Origin of the sequence: Pseudomonas yamanorum (assembly GCF_900105735.1) — a bacterium.
Taxonomy (GTDB): domain Bacteria; phylum Pseudomonadota; class Gammaproteobacteria; order Pseudomonadales; family Pseudomonadaceae; genus Aquipseudomonas; species Aquipseudomonas yamanorum.
In genome coordinates, this window is record NZ_LT629793.1 from 6,271,126 (window position 1) to 6,287,764 (window position 16,639).

The 16,639-nt window shown below is 61.1% G+C and carries 17 protein-coding genes; 14 read left to right on the forward strand and 3 right to left on the reverse strand.

Translation table 11 applies throughout. The annotated features are described in order from the left end of the window. Positions 1 to 121 precede the first annotated feature (121 nt). Positions 122 to 514 (forward strand): RidA family protein, encoded by a 393-nt coding sequence (locus BLU46_RS29235; RefSeq protein ID WP_093208757.1) that lies wholly within the window; start codon positions 122 to 124, stop codon positions 512 to 514. On the opposite strand, the gene BLU46_RS29240 is transcribed toward BLU46_RS29235, so the two are convergent. Then, positions 515 to 1,411, reverse strand: a complete 897-nt coding sequence (locus BLU46_RS29240; protein ID WP_093208761.1) for a LysR family transcriptional regulator — start codon at positions 1,409 to 1,411, stop codon at positions 515 to 517. Between the two features lie 157 nt (positions 1,412 to 1,568). Here BLU46_RS29240 and BLU46_RS29245 point away from each other — a divergent pair, with 157 nt between their 5' ends. Beyond that, the gene (locus tag BLU46_RS29245) at positions 1,569 to 2,570 is read left to right on the forward strand and encodes an ABC transporter substrate-binding protein (RefSeq protein WP_093208764.1); all 1,002 of its coding nucleotides are present in this window, start codon (positions 1,569 to 1,571) and stop codon (positions 2,568 to 2,570) included. A gap of 74 nt (positions 2,571 to 2,644) precedes the next feature. On the opposite strand, the gene BLU46_RS29250 is transcribed toward BLU46_RS29245, so the two are convergent. After that, on the reverse strand, positions 2,645 to 3,544 hold the full coding sequence (locus tag BLU46_RS29250; protein WP_093208768.1) for a LysR substrate-binding domain-containing protein: 900 nt from the start codon (positions 3,542 to 3,544) through the stop codon (positions 2,645 to 2,647). A 172-nt stretch (positions 3,545 to 3,716) separates the two neighbouring features. Between BLU46_RS29250 and BLU46_RS29255 the strand changes: the two genes are divergently transcribed. The 7 genes from BLU46_RS29255 (at position 3,717) to BLU46_RS29285 (ending at position 10,181) form a co-directional block, all read left to right on the forward strand. Beyond that, positions 3,717 to 4,664 (forward strand): branched-chain amino acid ABC transporter permease, encoded by a 948-nt coding sequence (locus BLU46_RS29255; RefSeq protein WP_093208774.1) that lies wholly within the window; start codon positions 3,717 to 3,719, stop codon positions 4,662 to 4,664. Beyond that, the gene (locus tag BLU46_RS29260) at positions 4,661 to 5,746 is read left to right on the forward strand and encodes an ABC transporter permease subunit (RefSeq protein WP_093208779.1); all 1,086 of its coding nucleotides are present in this window, start codon (positions 4,661 to 4,663) and stop codon (positions 5,744 to 5,746) included. The genes BLU46_RS29255 and BLU46_RS29260 overlap by 4 nt, the downstream gene beginning before the upstream one ends. Beyond that, positions 5,743 to 6,516 (forward strand): ABC transporter ATP-binding protein, encoded by a 774-nt coding sequence (locus BLU46_RS29265; RefSeq protein WP_093208784.1) that lies wholly within the window; start codon positions 5,743 to 5,745, stop codon positions 6,514 to 6,516. Before BLU46_RS29260 ends, BLU46_RS29265 begins: the two co-directional genes overlap by 4 nt. Continuing rightward, complete coding sequence (locus BLU46_RS29270; RefSeq protein WP_093208787.1) at positions 6,509 to 7,225, forward strand: ABC transporter ATP-binding protein; 717 nt, start codon at positions 6,509 to 6,511, stop codon at positions 7,223 to 7,225. The genes BLU46_RS29265 and BLU46_RS29270 overlap by 8 nt, the downstream gene beginning before the upstream one ends. A gap of 66 nt (positions 7,226 to 7,291) precedes the next feature. Next, positions 7,292 to 8,431, forward strand: a complete 1,140-nt coding sequence (locus BLU46_RS29275) for a branched-chain amino acid ABC transporter substrate-binding protein (RefSeq protein WP_093208791.1) — start codon at positions 7,292 to 7,294, stop codon at positions 8,429 to 8,431. A 26-nt stretch (positions 8,432 to 8,457) separates the two neighbouring features. Then, on the forward strand, positions 8,458 to 8,949 hold the full coding sequence (locus BLU46_RS29280) for an L-2-amino-thiazoline-4-carboxylic acid hydrolase (RefSeq protein ID WP_010173377.1): 492 nt from the start codon (positions 8,458 to 8,460) through the stop codon (positions 8,947 to 8,949). Continuing rightward, positions 8,946 to 10,181, forward strand: coding sequence for a Zn-dependent hydrolase (locus tag BLU46_RS29285; protein WP_093208795.1), 1,236 nt, complete (start codon positions 8,946 to 8,948; stop codon positions 10,179 to 10,181). Before BLU46_RS29280 ends, BLU46_RS29285 begins: the two co-directional genes overlap by 4 nt. 249 nt (positions 10,182 to 10,430) lie before the next feature. On the opposite strand, the gene BLU46_RS29290 is transcribed toward BLU46_RS29285, so the two are convergent. Beyond that, complete coding sequence (locus BLU46_RS29290) at positions 10,431 to 11,219, reverse strand: AraC family transcriptional regulator (RefSeq protein WP_093208800.1); 789 nt, start codon at positions 11,217 to 11,219, stop codon at positions 10,431 to 10,433. 85 nt (positions 11,220 to 11,304) lie between these two features. Between BLU46_RS29290 and BLU46_RS29295 the strand changes: the two genes are divergently transcribed. The 5 genes from BLU46_RS29295 to BLU46_RS29315 all read left to right on the forward strand — a co-directional run bounded on the left by BLU46_RS29295 (position 11,305) and on the right by BLU46_RS29315 (position 16,574). Then, positions 11,305 to 12,303: a bile acid:sodium symporter family protein gene (locus BLU46_RS29295; protein WP_063029197.1), complete on the forward strand. Its 999-nt coding sequence runs from the start codon at positions 11,305 to 11,307 to the stop codon at positions 12,301 to 12,303. 88 nt (positions 12,304 to 12,391) lie between these two features. Next, positions 12,392 to 13,582 (forward strand): sugar transporter, encoded by a 1,191-nt coding sequence (locus tag BLU46_RS29300; RefSeq protein WP_093208805.1) that lies wholly within the window; start codon positions 12,392 to 12,394, stop codon positions 13,580 to 13,582. 42 nt (positions 13,583 to 13,624) lie between these two features. After that, positions 13,625 to 14,191 (forward strand): hypothetical protein, encoded by a 567-nt coding sequence (locus BLU46_RS29305; RefSeq protein ID WP_063029201.1) that lies wholly within the window; start codon positions 13,625 to 13,627, stop codon positions 14,189 to 14,191. A gap of 39 nt (positions 14,192 to 14,230) precedes the next feature. After that, positions 14,231 to 14,599: a lysozyme inhibitor LprI family protein gene (locus BLU46_RS29310; protein ID WP_093208810.1), complete on the forward strand. Its 369-nt coding sequence runs from the start codon at positions 14,231 to 14,233 to the stop codon at positions 14,597 to 14,599. 421 nt (positions 14,600 to 15,020) lie between these two features. Further along, positions 15,021 to 16,574, forward strand: coding sequence for a TerC family protein (locus BLU46_RS29315; RefSeq protein WP_063029207.1), 1,554 nt, complete (start codon positions 15,021 to 15,023; stop codon positions 16,572 to 16,574). Positions 16,575 to 16,639: the final 65 nt, after the last annotated feature.

Below are 16,639 nucleotides of genomic sequence, written 5' to 3' on the forward strand. Positions count from 1 at the left end.
AGGGCGGCACGATACCAGCCGAAGGCCGTGGGCGGGTAATTTTTGGTCGCTTCAGTGGGGACGTCCATTCGCCAATGCCCTTGTTACAGTTTCCCCAATCATTACTCCAGAGGAAACCGACATGAGCAGCGCACCCACGGTCTACAACCACGGCGCTTCATGGGAAGAGGGTAACAGCGTCAGCCAGGGCTACCGCGTGAACGGTACGATTTACATTGCCGGGCAGTTTTCTCACACCCTGGAAGGTGAGTTCGTTGACGGTGATGCCGCCGTCCAGACGCGTCAAACCCTGGAGAACCTGGACCATGTGCTGGCCGGCTTTGGCGTCGGTCGTTCGAACATAGCTGCGGTGGATTTCTTTCTGGTGCACGCCAAGCGCGATTTTGAAGCGGTGGTCAATGTGTGGAAGGCGTATATCGGCGAGCATCGCCCGGCGGCGACCCTGGTCGGTGTGAATTACCTGGCGTCAGATGCGCAGATCGTCGAGATCAAGGTGATTGCCCACGCGGCTTGATCAGCCCGCCAGTTCATCCACCATCAGGTCGATAAAGCGCCGTACCCGTGGCTCCAGAAAGCGTTTGCTCGGGTACATCGCCAGAATCTCCACATCGCCCGCGTCCAGGCCGGGCAGCACCTGCACGAGGCGCCCGGCAGCCAGGTCTTCGGCCACCACGAAATCCGGCAGCAAGGCGATGCCCAGCCCGGACACGGCGGCGTCGCGCAGTGCTTCGCCGCTGTCCAGGCGCAGGCGGCTGCGCCCATAAGCCTTGGCCCAGGTGCCGTCCGCCTCACGAAAACGCCAGCTTTGCTTGCGCGTGCGGCTGCTGAAATACAGGCAGTCGTGGTGGGCGAGGGCGTCCATGTCCCGGGGGGCGCTGTGCTCCGCGAGATACTCGGGTGAGGCGCACAGCAGCGCCTGGTAGCGGGCAACCACCCGGGACACCAACTGGCGGTCAGTGTTGGCGCCGCCGATGCGGATCGCCAGGTCGAAGCCGTCTTCGACAATATCGGCCATGCGGTCGGTGAAGCTGACCTCCACCTGCACCTCGGGCCAGGCTTGCAGGTATTTTTTCAACAACGGTAGAAGCACCTTGCGCCCGAAGGCGTCCGGCACCGTAAGCCTCAGCAGCCCACGCGGTACGCCGGTGGGCTGGCCGATGCTGCTTTGGGCGTTGTCCACCGCGGCGAGGATCTCCAGCCCCTGGTCATACAGCGCGCGGCCTTCGTCGGTGAGGCTCAAGGTGCGGGTGGTGCGGTTCAGCAGGCGCACGCCAAGGCTGTCTTCCAGGCGCGCCACGGCCTTGCCGGCGGCCGAACGGGTCAGCCCCATGGCCTGGCCACCGGCGACGAAACTGGCGCCATCGACCACCGCCATGAAGATCAGCATCTCGTTGAGGTTGGTGCGCAGCATTCAGTTGGCTCCGAGGCACATCATCAGGAACAGGCGCGCAATATAGCAGTGCCGGCGGGCAGTGTTTTTCGTATATCCATAGATCCCGATATTCTTTTTCGCACCGTACGTAGGTCGCTACGCTCGCATCCCTTCTCAACATCGCGGCAGCGTTCTCATGATAATAAAACGACCCACCCTGACGCTCCTGGCAGCAGCCAGCGTGCTCCTCAGCCTTGGTGCACACGCCGAAGGCAAAATCAGCATCGCCCAGCAATTCGGCATTGGCTACTTGATCCTCGATGTGGTGCGCGACCAGAACCTGATCGAGAAGCACGGCAAGGAGCAGGGCCTGGACATCAAGGTGGAGTGGAACAGCATCTCCGGCGCCACGGCGATGAACGAGTCGCTGCTGGCCGGCGCGCTGGACGTGGTCTCGGCGGGTGTACCGCCGATGCTGACGCTGTGGGACCGCACCAAGGGCAAGCAGAACGTCAAGGCCATCGCCTCGCTGGGGTCGATGCCCAACTACCTGCTGACCAATAACCCGGACGTGAAGACCCTCAAGGACTTCAGCGAAAAAGACCGCATCGCCGTGCCGGCGGCGGGCGTGGGTTTCCAGTCGCGCACCTTGCAGATTGAAACGGCCAAGCAGTTCGGTGATGCCAACTACAAGAAGTTCGATGACATCTCCATCAGCCTGGCGCATCCGGATGCCACCGCGGCGTTGATTGCCGGCGGCTCGGAGATCAACGCGCACTTTTCCAGCCCGCCGTTCCAGTACCAGGAACTGTTGAATCCCAAGGTGCACAAGGTGCTGAGTTCCTACGACATCCTCGGCGGCCCGGCCACGTTCAACGTGCTGTACACCACCGAGAAATTCCACGACGAAAACCCCAAGACCTACAAGGCGTTCTATGACGCGTTGGCCGAGGCGGAGAAGATTATCAAGGCTGACAAACCGGCAGCGGCCCAGGCTTACATTCGTGTAGAGCAGTCGAAGCTACCGCTGGCACTGGTGGAGAAGATTGTGCAGGACCCGGAAATCGACTTCACCATCGTGCCGCAGCGTACCTATATCTATGCCGAGAAATTGCAGGCGTTGGGGGTGTTGAAGAACAAGGCGGGGAGCTGGAAGGATTACTTCTTTGAAGAGGCGCATGGCGGGAACGGCAGCTGACTCTGTCTCGAATTGAAATGAGTACAAAATGTGGGAGCAGGCAAGCCAGCTCCCACATTGGATCTGCAGTGTTTTCAATTCCCCGCCAGGTTGCTCTTGATCCAGTCATACAAGTGATTCCCCTCACTCGACAACTCGCTGCTGGCCCGGCGGCACAGGTAGTACTGGCGGCCATCATCGACCTGTAGATCAAACAGCTTCACCAACTCCCCATTTGCCACATGCGGCGCCACCAGCGGCTCGCGCAGCAGTGCGCAGCCCAACCCGGTCAGCGTGGCCGTCAGCGCCAACTGACCATCCTCCAGCAGCAAACCATTCAGCGCGGTCCCGTGATGCACGTCGGCGGCCTGGAACCATTGGCTCCAGGTGCCGCGCTCTTCGTCGTGCAGCAACGGCAATTCACTCAACGCCTCAGGTGTGTCGATCGGGCCGTGTTGCTCCAGGAATGCGCGGCTGCAATACGGCGTGACGGCGCCCGAGATCAACGGTTCGCTGTGGTACCCCGGCCAGTGCCCGGTGCCGAAGCGGATCGACAGGTCGGCGGCGTCGCTGGGGTAGCTGCGGTGGTTGGCGTAGGTGACGTTGATGTCCAGCGCCGGGTGGTCCTTGAGGAACTGTGCCAGGCGCGGGATGAACAGGTTGATGCCGAACAGCGGGATCAGGCTGATGGTGACCTGGCGCGTGGCGCTTTTTTCCCGCACGTGTTCGGTGGCGCTGCGCAGCACGGCGAAGGCCGAGCGGATTGCCCGGTAGTACTCGCGGCCTTCTTCGGTGAGCACCAGGTTGCGGCCCTGACGCAAGGTCAGCGGTTGCTGCAGAAAGCTTTCCAGCAGGTGCAGTTGATGGCTGACGGCGGAGGGCGACACGTCCAGCTCGCGGGCGGCGGAATTCACTCCGCCGTGGCGGGCGAACGCTTCGAAGGTGCGCACGGCACGCAGTGGCGGGTCATTAGCTAACTGTTCTAAATTATTCATGTGTTGAATTAAATACTAAGTGATGTGGCAAATAAAGAGCCATAAATGCCGTATTTATGGCGGTTATAGCGCTTAATGCATTTGGCATAACCATATGAATTTCTGATATTTGATAAAAATAGAATAGATGCTTAGTGTGCCGCCCTCGTAAGAAATGAGGTCGATGGTTTTCATGGATGCGTTTATCCAGCAACTGCTCAATGGCTTGATGACGGGCAGTCTCTATGCGCTAGTGGCCTTGGGTTACACCATGGTCTACGGCATTTTGCGGATCATCAACTTTGCCCACGGCGATGTGTTGATGATTGGCGCTTTGGTGGGCCTCTCGGTGATTCGCCTGCTGCAGGTGACATGGCCGGCGATGCCGCCGGTGCTGGTGCTGCTGGTGGCCACCGTGATTGCCATGGCGTTCTGCGCGGTCCTTGCGGTGCTGATTGAGCGGGTCGCGTATCGGCGCCTGCGTAATGCGCCGCGCCTGGCGCCGTTGATCAGCGGCATCGGTGTCTCGTTGTTGCTGCAAACCATCGCGATGCTGGTGTGGACGCGCAACCCGCAGATGTTCCCGCAACTGCTGCCGCTGGAACCGATTGAAGTCCTCGCCGGAGCTTCGGTGCATCCGGCGATCACCAACGCCACTGCCCTGACCACCATCGCCGTGGCGCTGTCGGTGATGGTCGCGCTGCTGGTGCTGGTGGAGCGCACACGCTTTGGCCGGGCCATGCGCGCCGTGGCCGAGAACCCGCAGGTGGCAAGCCTGATGGGCATCAACCCGAACCGCATCATCGTGCTGACCTTTGCCATTGGCGGCGCCCTGGCGGCATTGGCCGGGATCATGATGGCGAGCAACTACGGCAGCGCGCATTTCTACATGGGTTTCCTGCCGGGCATCAAGGCGTTCACCGCGGCAGTATTGGGCGGTATCGGCAACCTCAAGGGCGCGATGCTTGGAGGCCTGCTGCTGGGGTTGATCGAGGCGCTGGGCACCGGCTACCTGGGCGCCGCCACCCATGGTGTGTTCGGCAGCAATTACCAGGATGTGTTTGCCTTTATCGTGTTGATCGCGGTGCTGGTATTTCGTCCTTCGGGGCTGTTGGGTGAACGACTGGCGACCCGCGCATGAGTTTCCTGAATACCTCCCGACAGCGCGCCAGCTTTGGCCTTGTATTGTTCGCCGTGGCGCTGGTGCTGGCGCCGTGGATTGTCGGGCATGCCGGCGGCAATACCTGGGTGCGCACGCTCGATTTCGCGTTGCTGTACATCATGTTGGCCCTGGGCCTGAACATCGTCGTGGGCTACGCCGGGCTGCTGGATATGGGCTTTATCGCGTTCTACGCGGTGGGCGCCTACCTCGCGGCCTTGCTGTCCTCACCGCACCTGATGCAGCAATTCCCGGCACTGCTGGCGTTGTTGCCGGCGGGCATGCACACCTCGATCTGGCTGATCCTGCCCTTGGCCGCGTTGCTGGCGGCGGGTTTTGGCGTATTGCTGGGCGCGCCGACCCTGCGCCTGCGCGGCGATTACCTGGCCATCGTGACCCTGGGCTTTGGTGAAATCATCCGCATCCTGCTGCGCAACCTCGACCGTCCGGTGAACATCACCAACGGGCCCAAAGGTATTTCCCAGGTCGATCCGATCAACCTGCTGGGGATCAACCTCGGGCGCACCCAGGAGCTGTTCGGCCTGCGCCTGCCTTCGGTCTATCTGTATTACTACCTGTTCGCCGCGCTGGTGGTGCTGATCCTGTTTGCCTGCATCCGTCTGGAGCGCTCGCGCATCGGGCGGGCCTGGGTGGCGATTCGCGAAGACGAAGAGGCGGCCCAGGCCATGGGCGTCAACACCCTGCGCTTGAAGCTGTTGGCGTTCGCCATCGGCGCCGGGTTTGGTGGTGTGAGCGGGGCGCTGTTTGCCGCGTTCCAGGGTTTTGTCTCGCCGGAATCCTTCACCCTCAACGAGTCGATCGCGGTGCTGGCGATGGTGGTGCTCGGCGGCATGGGCCACATCCCCGGGGTGATTCTTGGCTGTGTACTGCTGGCGGCGTTGCCTGAAGCGTTGCGCGCCAGCATGGGACCGTTGCAGCAGGCGCTGTTCGGCCAGGTGCTGGTGGACCCGGAGATCATCCGCCAGTTGTTCTACGGGCTGGCCTTGATCCTGGCGATGCTCTATCGCCCGGCAGGCCTGTGGCCGAAAGGAGTTGCGCGATGAATCAGCCGTTGTTGCAGATCGACCAGGTGAACAAACACTTCGGCGGCGTGGCGGCGCTGACGAACGTAAGCCTGAGTATCCAGCCTGGCGAAATCTATGGCTTGATCGGGCCGAATGGCGCCGGTAAAACCACCTTCTTCAACGTGATGACCGGCCTCTATACCCCGGATTCCGGCCGCTTTCAGCTGGACGGCCAGGACTACAAACCAGCCAGCGTGCACCAGGTTGCCCAGGCTGGCATTGCCCGGACTTTCCAGAATATCCGCCTGTTCAACGCCATGAGCGCGTTGGAAAACGTCATGGTCGGCCGCCATGTGCGCACCCGTAACGGCTTGTGGGCCGCCTTGAGTCGGCATCGCCGGGCACGGGAAGAGGAGGCGCAAACCCGCGCCCATGCCCATCGCCTGTTGGCGTATGTCGGGCTGGCGGGGTTCGCCAATTACCGCGCCGACAGTTTGTCCTACGGCCATCAACGCCGCCTGGAAATCGCCCGTGCCTTGGCCACCGAACCGCGCCTGCTCGCCCTCGACGAACCCGCCGCCGGTATGAACGCTGCCGAGAAAGTGCAACTGCGCGGTCTGCTGGAAAAGATCCGCGACGACGGCCACACCCTGCTGCTGATCGAGCACGACGTAAAGCTGGTGATGGGAGTTTGCGACCGCATCAGCGTGCTGGATTACGGGCAAGTGATTGCCGTGGGCGCGCCTGCCGAGGTGCGCCGCGATCCGGCGGTGATCCAGGCTTATCTGGGAGCCAGTGCCCATGTCTGAAGCACTCTTGAACGTTGTCGGCTTGCAGGTGCGTTACGGCGCCATCGAAGCAGTCAAGTCCCTGGATTTGCACATCGACGAAGGCGAGCGAGTGACCTTGATTGGTGCCAACGGGGCCGGCAAGACATCCAGCCTCAAGGCCCTCACCGGACTGCTGCCGGCAGCGGCGGGGCAGATCCATTTTGCCGGGCGTTCGATCCTTGGCCAGGCACCGGACCAACTGCTGCGCCAGGGCATTGCCATGGTGCCGGAAGGGCGCGGCATTTTTGCGCGCATGAGCGTGCTGGAAAACCTCCAGGCCGGAGCCTTCCTGCGTCGTGACACCGAGCAGGTCAACCGCGAGATCCGCCAGCTGTTCGAGCACTTCCCGCGTTTGGAAGAGCGCCTGCAACAGTCCGCCGGCCTGCTCTCCGGTGGCGAGCAGCAAATGCTCGCCCTGGCTCGGGCACTGCTCTCCAAGCCGCGCTTGCTGGTGCTGGATGAGCCGTCCATGGGCCTGGCGCCGATCATGGTGGAGAAGATCTTCCAGGTGATCGACGACGTGTGCCGCCAGGGCATGACCCTGCTGCTGGTGGAGCAGAACGCCCGGCTCGCGCTGCAGGTCACCGACCGCGCCTATGTGATGGACACCGGGCGCATCAGCCTCACTGGCCCGTCCCATGAATTGCTCGACCACCCCGAGGTGCGCAGTGCCTACCTCGGTGAATGAATCAACCCTGACGCTACCGGACGCCCGGCGTGTTCCGACCAGCCCGTAAAGAAACAGGAACCCCTTATGAAGACTTTCAAGCACACCCTAGTGATCGGCCTGGCCCTGAGCAGCCTGGCGAGTGCCATGGCCCAGGCCGACCAGACCGTATTGATCGGCCTGGCCGGACCGTTGACCGGTCCGTCGGCGCGGATCGGTAAGGACCTGGAAAACGGCGCGCAACTGGCCATCGACGCGGCCAACGCCAAGCACCCGAAAATCAACGGTGAGGCGGTGACCTTCAAGCTGCTGTCCGAAGACGATCAATCCGACCCGCGCACTGCCGTCACCGTGGCCCAGCGCCTGGTGGACGAAGGCGTGGTGGGCGTGGTCGGCCACTGGAATACCGGCACCAGCATCCCGGCGGCGCGGGTTTATCACGATGCAGGTATCGCGCAAGTCGCCCCGGTTGCTACCGGGCACGCGTATACCCAGCAGGGCTTCGACACCAGCTTCCGGATCATGGGCCATGACGACGATGGCGGCCAGGTGGCCGGCGACTATGCTTTGAACACCCTCAAGGCCCGGCGCATTGCGGTGATCGACGACCGTACCGCGTTCGGCCAGGGCCTGGCGGACCAGTTCGTCAAATCCATTGAGGCCGGTGGCGCCAAGGTCGTCTCCCGTGAATACGTGGACGACAAGACCATCGACTTCAGCGCGGTGCTGACCAACATCCGCAGCCAGAACCCGGACCTGATTTTCTTTGGTGGCGTCGATTCCCAGGCCGCGCCTTTGGCCAGGCGTATCAAGCAACTGGGCATCAAGGCACCGTTGATGGGCGCCGGTGGGTTTGTCAGCCAGACCTTCCTGCAACTGGCGCAGAACGAAGGCGAGGGCGTGATTGCCCTGGAGCCGGGTCTGGCGGTGTCGCAGATGCCCGGTGGCAATGCGTTTGAACAGGCTTACAAGGATCGCTACAAGGCGCCGATCGAACTGCATGCGCCGTTTGCCTATGACGGCGTCGGGGTATTGGTGGCGGCAATTGAGAAGGCCGATTCGGTCGACCCGCAAAAGTACCTGCCGGTGTTGCGCGCCATCAGCTATCAGGGCGTGACCGGGACCATTGCGTTTGATGCCGAGGGCAATCTGAAGAAGCCGTCGTTCACCGTGTATCAGGTCAAAAGTAATCAGTGGCAGCCAGTCAGTGTGGCGGGCGGCAAGTAACAACCCACCCCTGTAGGAGGCACACAATGAGCAAGCTGGAAGGTGAACTGGGCATCCTGGCCCGGCGGCGGATCGAAGCTGAAATCATCAAGCCGATCTACGAGATCCTGGTACGCGAGCAGGGCAAGGACTTTGCGGCGGCGGTGATCGGCGAGGCGGTGGGCAATGCGGCGATCCAGGCCGGCAAGCACTTTGCCGAGCTGGAAGAGCAGGGCGCCGACCTCAAGAGCTTCGTCGAGCTGCAGGTGCTCTGGGAAAAAGACGATGCGCTCAAGGTCGAGATCATCGCCAGCGACGCCGAGCACTACGACTACGACGTGAAGCGCTGCCGCTACGCCGAGATGTACCACGAGATGGGCCTGGGGGAGATCGGGCACTTGCTGTCGTGCAACCGCGATGAGTTGTTTATCGTCGGCTACAACCCGGACATCAAGCTGACCCGAACCCAGACCATCATGGGCGGCGCCCATCACTGTGACTTCCGCTACCGGGCCAAACCCCAGGAGCCGCGTTCATGAGCGACTTGGCACGGGTCAATGGCGAGCGCCTGTGGGACTCGCTGATGGAAATGGCGCAGATCGGCGGCACCGAAAAGGGCGGGGTCTCGCGCCTGGCCCTCACCGATGAGGATCGTCGGGGTCGTGACCTGTTTGTGCAGTGGTGCGAGGCGGCGGGTTGCAGTATCCGGGTGGATGCCATGGGTAATATCTTTGCCCGACGCGCCGGGCGGCAGGATCACCTGGCCCCGGTGCTGACCGGCTCCCACGGCGATTCCCAGCCGGCGGGTGGCAAGTACGACGGTATCTACGGCGTGCTGGCCGGGCTGGAAGTGCTGCGCACTTTGAATGACCTGGGGATCGAGACCGAGCGGCCTATCGAAGTGGTCAACTGGACCAACGAAGAAGGCTCGCGGTTTGCCCCGGCGATGATTTCCTCGGGGGTGTATGCCGGGGTGTTTGACGTGGAGTACGGCCTGTCCCGGGAAGACAAGGCTGGCATCACCATCGGCCAGGCGTTGCAGCAGATTGGTTATGCCGGTTCGCATCAAGTGGGTGGCCAGGCGGTGCATGCGGCGTTTGAGCTGCATATTGAGCAGGGGCCGATTCTTGAAGCCCAGGACCTCACCATTGGTGTGGTCACCGGTGCCCAGGGCCAGCGCTGGTATGAAGTGGAACTGAGCGGGCGCAGTGCCCATGCCGGGACGACGCCGATGGATCATCGCCTGGATGCGTTGCTCGGGTTTGCGCGGGTGGTGGAGGCGGTGAACCAGATCGGCCTGGAGCAGGGTGCCGAAGGGCGGGCGACGGTGGGCATGGCGAACATCTTCCCCAACTCACGCAACGTGGTGCCGGGGCGGGTGTTTTTCAGTGTCGAGTTTCGGCACCCGGATGAGGCAGTGCTGGGGTATCAGGATCAGCAACTGCAGGCGGCCGTGGCGCGAATTGCCGAGGGGATTGGTTTGCAGCACAGCGTGAAGCAGATCTTCCAGTACGCGCCGATTGCCTTCGACAGTGAGTGTGTGGAGGTGGTGCGGGCTTCGGCGCAAGCGTTGGGATATAGCCATCGCGACATGATTTCCGGGGCCGGGCATGATGCCTGCTACCTGAACCGGGTGGCGCCGACGGCGATGATTTTTGTGCCGTGTGTGGATGGGCTGAGCCATAACGAGGCGGAGGAGATTTATCCGCAGTGGTCGACGGCGGGGGCGGATGTGTTGTTGCAGGCGGTGTTGGCCAAGGCGCAGGCGTGAGCGAGGTTTAACTGTTTAACTGTTTAACTGTTTAACTGGATTCCCTGTGGGAGCTGTCGAGCTTTAGCGAGGCTGCGATGAGGCCCTGTCAGGCAATAGAGATGTCGACAGTCAGGCCGCCATCGCAGCCTCGCTAAGGCTCGACAGCTCCCACAGGGGACCGAGTTTCCACAGGGGGGCGAGTTCCCACAGGGGAACCAGTTCCCACAGGAAATCCAGTTTTCGCTCCGGAGCTTCTTTGTCTGATGATCAGCGGAAGAACTCGCCCGGTGTGGCGTCGAACTGCTGGCGGAAGGCGTTGATAAACGCTGAGGTGGACTCGTAACCACAGGCCAATGCCACATCGGTCACCCGTTCACCCTGTTCCAGGGCGGGCAGGGCGCTTAACAATCGCAAGCGCTGGCGCCACGCGCGGAAGGTCAGGCCGGTGTCGCTCAGGAACAGCCGGCTGAGGGTTTTCTCGCTGACCGCCAGTTTCTGGCTCCATTGCCCCAGGGTGGTTTGCTGCTCGGGGTGCAGGTTCAGGCTGCGGTAAATCTGGCGCAAGCGGCTGTCGGCGGGCAGCGGCAACATCAGGTCGACCTGAGGTGCAGCGGCCAACTGGTCCAGTACTACCTGGGCCAATCGCCCATCCGGGCCGTCCTCGGCATATTCCACCGGCAATTCACTGAAGCTGCGAATCAACTCCCGCAACAGGCTGCTCACCGCCAGCACCTGGCAGCGGTCGGCCGCCCAGCCGGTGACGCTGCAATCCAGGTACAAGCTGCGCATCTCGGTATGGGGCGAACTGAATACCCGGTGTGGCATGCCGGCCGGGATCCACACGGCCCGCTGGGGCGGTGCGACGAAGCGCCCGACACTGGTCTGGATCTCCAGCACCCCGGATATCGCGTAGGACAACTGCACCCACGGGTGACTGTGGCGGCGGGTCAGTGCGCGGTTGGGCAGGGATTCGGTGCGGCCATACACCGGCCTCGGCAGGCTGGAAAGCCCGGGCACGCTGCGGCGCACGGTTTTGTCATGTCCTTTAGGCGGCATTTACTGGCTCATTGGCGTTAGTCGGTAACAAGCCGTTACGTTAGAGTCGCGACGATGCTCTTGGCAACCTCTGGAAGATTGGCCTATGACCCGCCCACGCTTTTTACCTGACAACTTCACCCTGACCCTGGTGGCCACGGTGATCCTCGCGTCCCTGTTGCCCGCCAGCGGCCAGACCGCCGTGGCCTTTGGCTGGGTGACCAACCTGGCCATCGCGCTGCTGTTTTTTCTGCATGGCGCCAAGCTGTCGCGTCAGGCCATCGTCGCCGGTGCCGGGCATTGGCGCCTGCACCTGCTGGTGTTCAGCCTGACCTTCGTGCTGTTTCCGCTGCTGGGCCTGGCGCTCAAGCCGGTGTTGTCGCCGCTGATCGGCAAAGACCTGTACATGGGCATGCTCTATTTGTGTGCGTTGCCCGCCACCGTGCAGTCGGCGATTGCCTTTACGTCGCTGGCCCGAGGCAATATCCCGGCGGCGATTTGCAGCGCGGCAGCGTCGAGCCTGTTCGGGATCTTCCTGACGCCGTTGCTGGTGACCTTGCTGCTCAACGTGCATGGCGATGGCGGTTCCACCGTCGATGCGATCCTGAAAATCAGTGTGCAACTGCTGCTACCGTTCATCGCCGGGCAAATCGCCCGTCGCTGGATCGGCGAGTGGGTGGGGCGTAACAAGTCCTGGCTGAAGTTCGTCGACCAGGGTTCGATCCTGCTTGTGGTCTACGGCGCGTTCAGTGAAGCAGTCAACGAAGGCATCTGGCACCAGATTCCGTTGTGGGAGCTGGGCGGCCTGGTGGTGGCGTGCTGTGTGTTGCTGGGGCTGGTGCTGGTGGCGTCGACGGTGCTGGGCAAGGCGTTCGGTTTCAGCCAGGAAGACCGGATCACCATCCTGTTCTGCGGCTCGAAGAAAAGCCTGGCCACGGGTGTGCCGATGGCCCAGGTGTTGTTCGCCGGGGCGAGTATGGGCGTGTTGATTTTGCCGCTGATGCTGTTTCACCAGATCCAGTTGATGGTCTGTGCGGCGCTGGCCCAGCGGTATGCCAAGCGTCCGGAATCGATTCCCGAGCTGATGGGGCAAGTCGATCCCTGAATCGTCGTGTTACTATTTTTTGCGCGCGGCTCAAGGCCCGGCATCGGGCCGGCTTGATCTGCGCGCAAACGAGTACGACGACCTGTCAATGAGCATTTCCGCCGCAACACCTCAAGCCAACTGGCAACCGGTCTTCGCTCTCGCGTTGGCCGCTTTCGTTTTCAATACCACCGAATTTGTGCCGGTCGGCCTGCTGAGTGCCATCGGGGCGAGCTTCGACATGCCCATTGCCAGCGTCGGCCTGATGCTGACTATCTATGCCTGGATCGTGTCCCTGACCTCGCTGCCGGTGATGCTGCTGACCCGCAACGTCGAGCGGCGCAAGCTACTGATCGTGCTGTTCGGCATGTTTATCGCCAGCCATATCCTGTCCAGCGTGGCCACCAGCTTTGGCATCCTGATGCTCAGCCGGGTCGGCATTGCCCTGTCCCATGCGTTGTTCTGGTCGATTACCGCCTCCCTCGCGGTGCGCCTGGCACCGGAGGGCAAGCAGGTGCAGGCCCTCGGCTTGCTCGCTACCGGCACCTCCCTGGCCATGGTGTTGGGCATCCCGCTCGGCCGCCTGCTGGGCGAAGCCATGGGCTGGCGCACCACCTTTCTGGTGATCGGCGCGTTTGCCGCCGGGCTGGTGTTCTGGCTGGCGCGCACCTTGCCGCTGCTGCCGAGCCAGAACTCCGGCTCGTTGCGCAGCCTGCCGCTGCTGTTCAAGCGCCCGGCACTGGTGGCGCTGTACGTGCTGACGGCGATGGTGGTGACGGCGCAGTTCACGGCCTACAGCTATGTTGAGCCGTTTGTTGAAGGTGTTGCCGGTATGAGTGGCAATACCGTGACCCTGATCCTGCTGGTGTTCGGCGGTGCGGGGATCATTGGTTCGTTGTTGTTCAGCCTGGTGCATCGCTTTAATCCCCATCGTTTCCTGATCAGCGCGGTGACCATCCTGGCGCTGTGCCTGGCGTTGTTGTTGCCGTTGAGTGGCGAGGTGTCGTACCTGGTGACCCTGAGTGTGTTCTGGGGCATGGCCATCATGGGCTTTGGCCTGGCGCTGCAATCGAAGGTGCTGGTGCTGGCGCCGGATGCCACGGATGTGGCGATGGCGATGTTTTCCGGGATCTACAACATCGGCATTGGCGGCGGGGCGTTGATGGGCAGTTGGGTGGGCAGCCACTTTGGTTTCGCCTGGATCGGCGCGGCCGGCGGGTTGCTGGCGGCAGTGGCGTTGATTGGGTATTGCCTGGCGATTTATCGGTTTGGGCAGGGTGTGGCTCGCGGCAATCTGTAGGCGCGACATTCTTAATGCAGTGGTTTTTTCTAGGGATTTAGTATGAAAGCAGGGTTGCTGATCGCTGTTTTATTGATGCTGGGTGGTTGCGTCACCAATCAGTTGCACTTCGCTTCTTATACCTCTGACGCGGAGTTGGCCAGCATTAAGAACAGTGCTGTTCAGTCGGATATTGTCGGGGTTTCAGGCTACGAGCGTTGTGGGCCCTGTACTGAGCGAAGCAAGATTGTATGGCATGCCGCGAATCACGAAATCGTCAGCCTCTACGAGGGGATGGCCAATGTTCCTGTTGATGATTGGGTTGGCTTTACCAAGCGGGCTATAGGGTCTGATTCGACATCGTCCATTAAAACCCGGGTCGAGATTGATCGGGTTTTCGTAAAAACCTGGAGTGATCCCGAATACTATGCAACTGATGTAGAGCTTTCGGTCTATATCGGCGGTGTCAAATATGCCGGGCATTCACGAATCAAGATAAAAGGCGCAGGCCAGACGCTTATTCAGCGGGATAAAGTGGCTTTCAATTCAGCTACCCTCGATGCCGTCAGTGTGGGGTTGAAGGCAGCTTATCTGGATGCGTTTGCAAAGTTTAAAACCTCAACTCACTGATGGCGCCGCTTACTGCTTGCTCCTAAAGGAGGCATTTCCATGGTAGTTCGTTTGATTAAACCGGCGGTATTTGCAGTGCTCGCCGGGTTTTCCGTGTTGTGGCTCAGCCCTGCAAGCCTGGCGGCCAGTTTTGACTGTGACCGGGCGAAGGCGCCTGACGAGAAAACCATCTGTGCCACGCGCTCCCTCAATGATCAGGACGTGACCATGGCGCTGCTTTATGACCTCAACCGGCACTTCATGGCCATGGGCGGGCGCGGTTCGTTGATGGATGATCAGGCTGTGTGGCTCAAGCAACGGCATACGTGCGGCGCCCAAGTCAGTTGCCTGAGCAAAGCCTATACGCAGCGGATTGCGATGTTGCGTCGCTTCATTGATGAGCGGGTGATGACGAAAGCACCGTTCTGAACAGGCCGCTTTCTGTAGGAGCGAGCTTGCTCGCGAAAAACCGGAGAGCACTGTGGGGTGTCAGGCTTCCCGGGTCATCGTTCACGTCCATCGCGAGCAAGCTTGCTCCTACTGAAGCAGGGTATGTTTTTTATTCAGGGGACTTTCACGCAATTCATTACAGATCTTGTAATAGTTTTGCATTGTAGGAAATTCCTGTTTCGCCTGTACGATTCAAGTCCTTTTTCCACAACAGGACCTACATGAACACCCTCTCGGAGCCTCCCAGTCGTCTTTCCCCAAGACATGCACTGTCGCCGTTCCCGCTGATCGCCTGCCTCCGGGCCAAGCATCCCGTCTTCCGATTGCCTACCCTTACCCGGTCCCTCGACCGTGCGTTGCCGTGCCCGGCATTCTGAAAAACTTGAAGAGATACTGAAAAATGGAATGGTTAGCGGATCCAACGGCCTGGCTCGGCCTGTTGACTTTGATTGTGCTGGAGCTGGTGCTGGGCATCGACAACCTGGTGTTTATCGCGATCCTGGCGGACAAGTTGCCGCCGGAGCAGCGTGACCGTGCGCGTCTGATCGGTTTGTCCCTGGCATTGCTGATGCGTCTGGGCTTGCTGGCAAGTATTTCGTGGTTGGTGACTCTGACCCAGCCGCTGTTCGAGGTGTTCGACAAGAGTTTCTCGGGCCGTGACTTGATCATGCTGTTTGGTGGGGTGTTCCTGTTGTTCAAGGCCACCATGGAATTGCATGAGCGGCTTGAGGGGCATGTGGCTCAGCGCACTGGCAACGTGGCTTATGCGATGTTCTGGCCGATCGTTGCGCAGATTGTGGTGCTGGATGCGGTGTTCTCCCTCGATGCGGTGATTACTGCCGTGGGCATGGTGGATGAGCTGGCGGTGATGATGATCGCGGTGATCATTTCCATCGGCCTGATGATCGTTGCCAGCAAGCCGCTGACCCGTTTCGTCAACGCCCACCCGACGGTGATCATGCTGTGCCTGGGCTTCCTGATGATGATCGGTTTTGCCCTGACCGCAGAGGGCCTGGGCTTCCACATTCCTAAAGGCTATCTGTACGCGGCCATCGGTTTCTCGATCCTGATCGAGGTGTTCAACCAGATCGCTCGGTCGCGCCGCAAGAAGTCGGCTCAAGGCACGCTGCCGAGGCGTGAGCGCACGGCCCATGCGGTGATGCGTTTGCTCGGCGGGCGTAATCTGGCAGTGGAGGAGGTGGGTGAAGAGGTGGCCGACCTGCTGGATAACCCCGATGCCAACGGCGGGCCGCTGTTCGATCGGCGTGAGCGGGTGATGATCAGTGGCGTGCTGCAACTGGCTGAACGCCCGATCCGTACCCTGATGACGCCTCGGGCGAAGGTGGACTCTATAGATCTGTCGGACGATCCCGACACTATCCGCCTGAAACTGATGCATTCGTCTTACTCGCGTCTGCCCTTGATCCGCAACGGTAATGTCGACGAGCCATTGGGCTTTGTGCACAAGAAGGAGTTGCTCAAGGAATACCTGGCCGGTAACGAGCCGAACCTGGAGCACTTGGCGCGCCGAGCGGTCAACCTGCTGGAGAGTTTTTCGATTCTCAATGCCCTGGAGCAGATGCGTCAGGAATCTACTCACATTGCGTTCGTGATCAACGAATTTGGTGACTTTATCGGGGTGTTGAGCATGACCGACATCCTCGAGTCCATCGCCGGTGAGTTGCCGGATGCGAGTGAAGTCGAAGGGCCAGACATCGTTGAGGAAGAGGGTGGCTTTCGGGTTAATGGTGCCTTGAACCTTAACCTGATTCGCCAGCGCACCGGCTTCAAGGCGGTGGCGACGGAGGATTACCAGACCCTGGCCGGGCTGGTGATGAGCCTGCTGGATCGCCTCCCCGCCGTCGGCGATAGCCTGGAACATGAAGGGTGGCGCCTGACCGTGGCAGCGGTGGAGGAGCGGCGAGTTACTCAGGTGTTGCTGGCTCCTCTCTAACGGGTGAATTTCATTCGACGCTGCGCTGGCCTTTGGATAGCATCGGCGCTCATTGAACCGTTAAG

Coding starts and splice junctions, on each gene's coding strand:
- BLU46_RS29235 (WP_093208757.1), top strand. CDS start 122: ATGAGCAGCGCACCCACGGTCTACAACCACGGCGCTTCATGGGAAGAG.
- BLU46_RS29240 (WP_093208761.1), bottom strand. CDS start 1,411: ATGCTGCGCACCAACCTCAACGAGATGCTGATCTTCATGGCGGTGGTC.
- BLU46_RS29245 (WP_093208764.1), top strand. CDS start 1,569: ATGATAATAAAACGACCCACCCTGACGCTCCTGGCAGCAGCCAGCGTG.
- BLU46_RS29250 (WP_093208768.1), bottom strand. CDS start 3,544: ATGAATAATTTAGAACAGTTAGCTAATGACCCGCCACTGCGTGCCGTG.
- BLU46_RS29255 (WP_093208774.1), top strand. CDS start 3,717: ATGGATGCGTTTATCCAGCAACTGCTCAATGGCTTGATGACGGGCAGT.
- BLU46_RS29260 (WP_093208779.1), top strand. CDS start 4,661: ATGAGTTTCCTGAATACCTCCCGACAGCGCGCCAGCTTTGGCCTTGTA.
- BLU46_RS29265 (WP_093208784.1), top strand. CDS start 5,743: ATGAATCAGCCGTTGTTGCAGATCGACCAGGTGAACAAACACTTCGGC.
- BLU46_RS29270 (WP_093208787.1), top strand. CDS start 6,509: ATGTCTGAAGCACTCTTGAACGTTGTCGGCTTGCAGGTGCGTTACGGC.
- BLU46_RS29275 (WP_093208791.1), top strand. CDS start 7,292: ATGAAGACTTTCAAGCACACCCTAGTGATCGGCCTGGCCCTGAGCAGC.
- BLU46_RS29280 (WP_010173377.1), top strand. CDS start 8,458: ATGAGCAAGCTGGAAGGTGAACTGGGCATCCTGGCCCGGCGGCGGATC.
- BLU46_RS29285 (WP_093208795.1), top strand. CDS start 8,946: ATGAGCGACTTGGCACGGGTCAATGGCGAGCGCCTGTGGGACTCGCTG.
- BLU46_RS29290 (WP_093208800.1), bottom strand. CDS start 11,219: ATGCCGCCTAAAGGACATGACAAAACCGTGCGCCGCAGCGTGCCCGGG.
- BLU46_RS29295 (WP_063029197.1), top strand. CDS start 11,305: ATGACCCGCCCACGCTTTTTACCTGACAACTTCACCCTGACCCTGGTG.
- BLU46_RS29300 (WP_093208805.1), top strand. CDS start 12,392: ATGAGCATTTCCGCCGCAACACCTCAAGCCAACTGGCAACCGGTCTTC.
- BLU46_RS29305 (WP_063029201.1), top strand. CDS start 13,625: ATGAAAGCAGGGTTGCTGATCGCTGTTTTATTGATGCTGGGTGGTTGC.
- BLU46_RS29310 (WP_093208810.1), top strand. CDS start 14,231: ATGGTAGTTCGTTTGATTAAACCGGCGGTATTTGCAGTGCTCGCCGGG.
- BLU46_RS29315 (WP_063029207.1), top strand. CDS start 15,021: ATGGAATGGTTAGCGGATCCAACGGCCTGGCTCGGCCTGTTGACTTTG.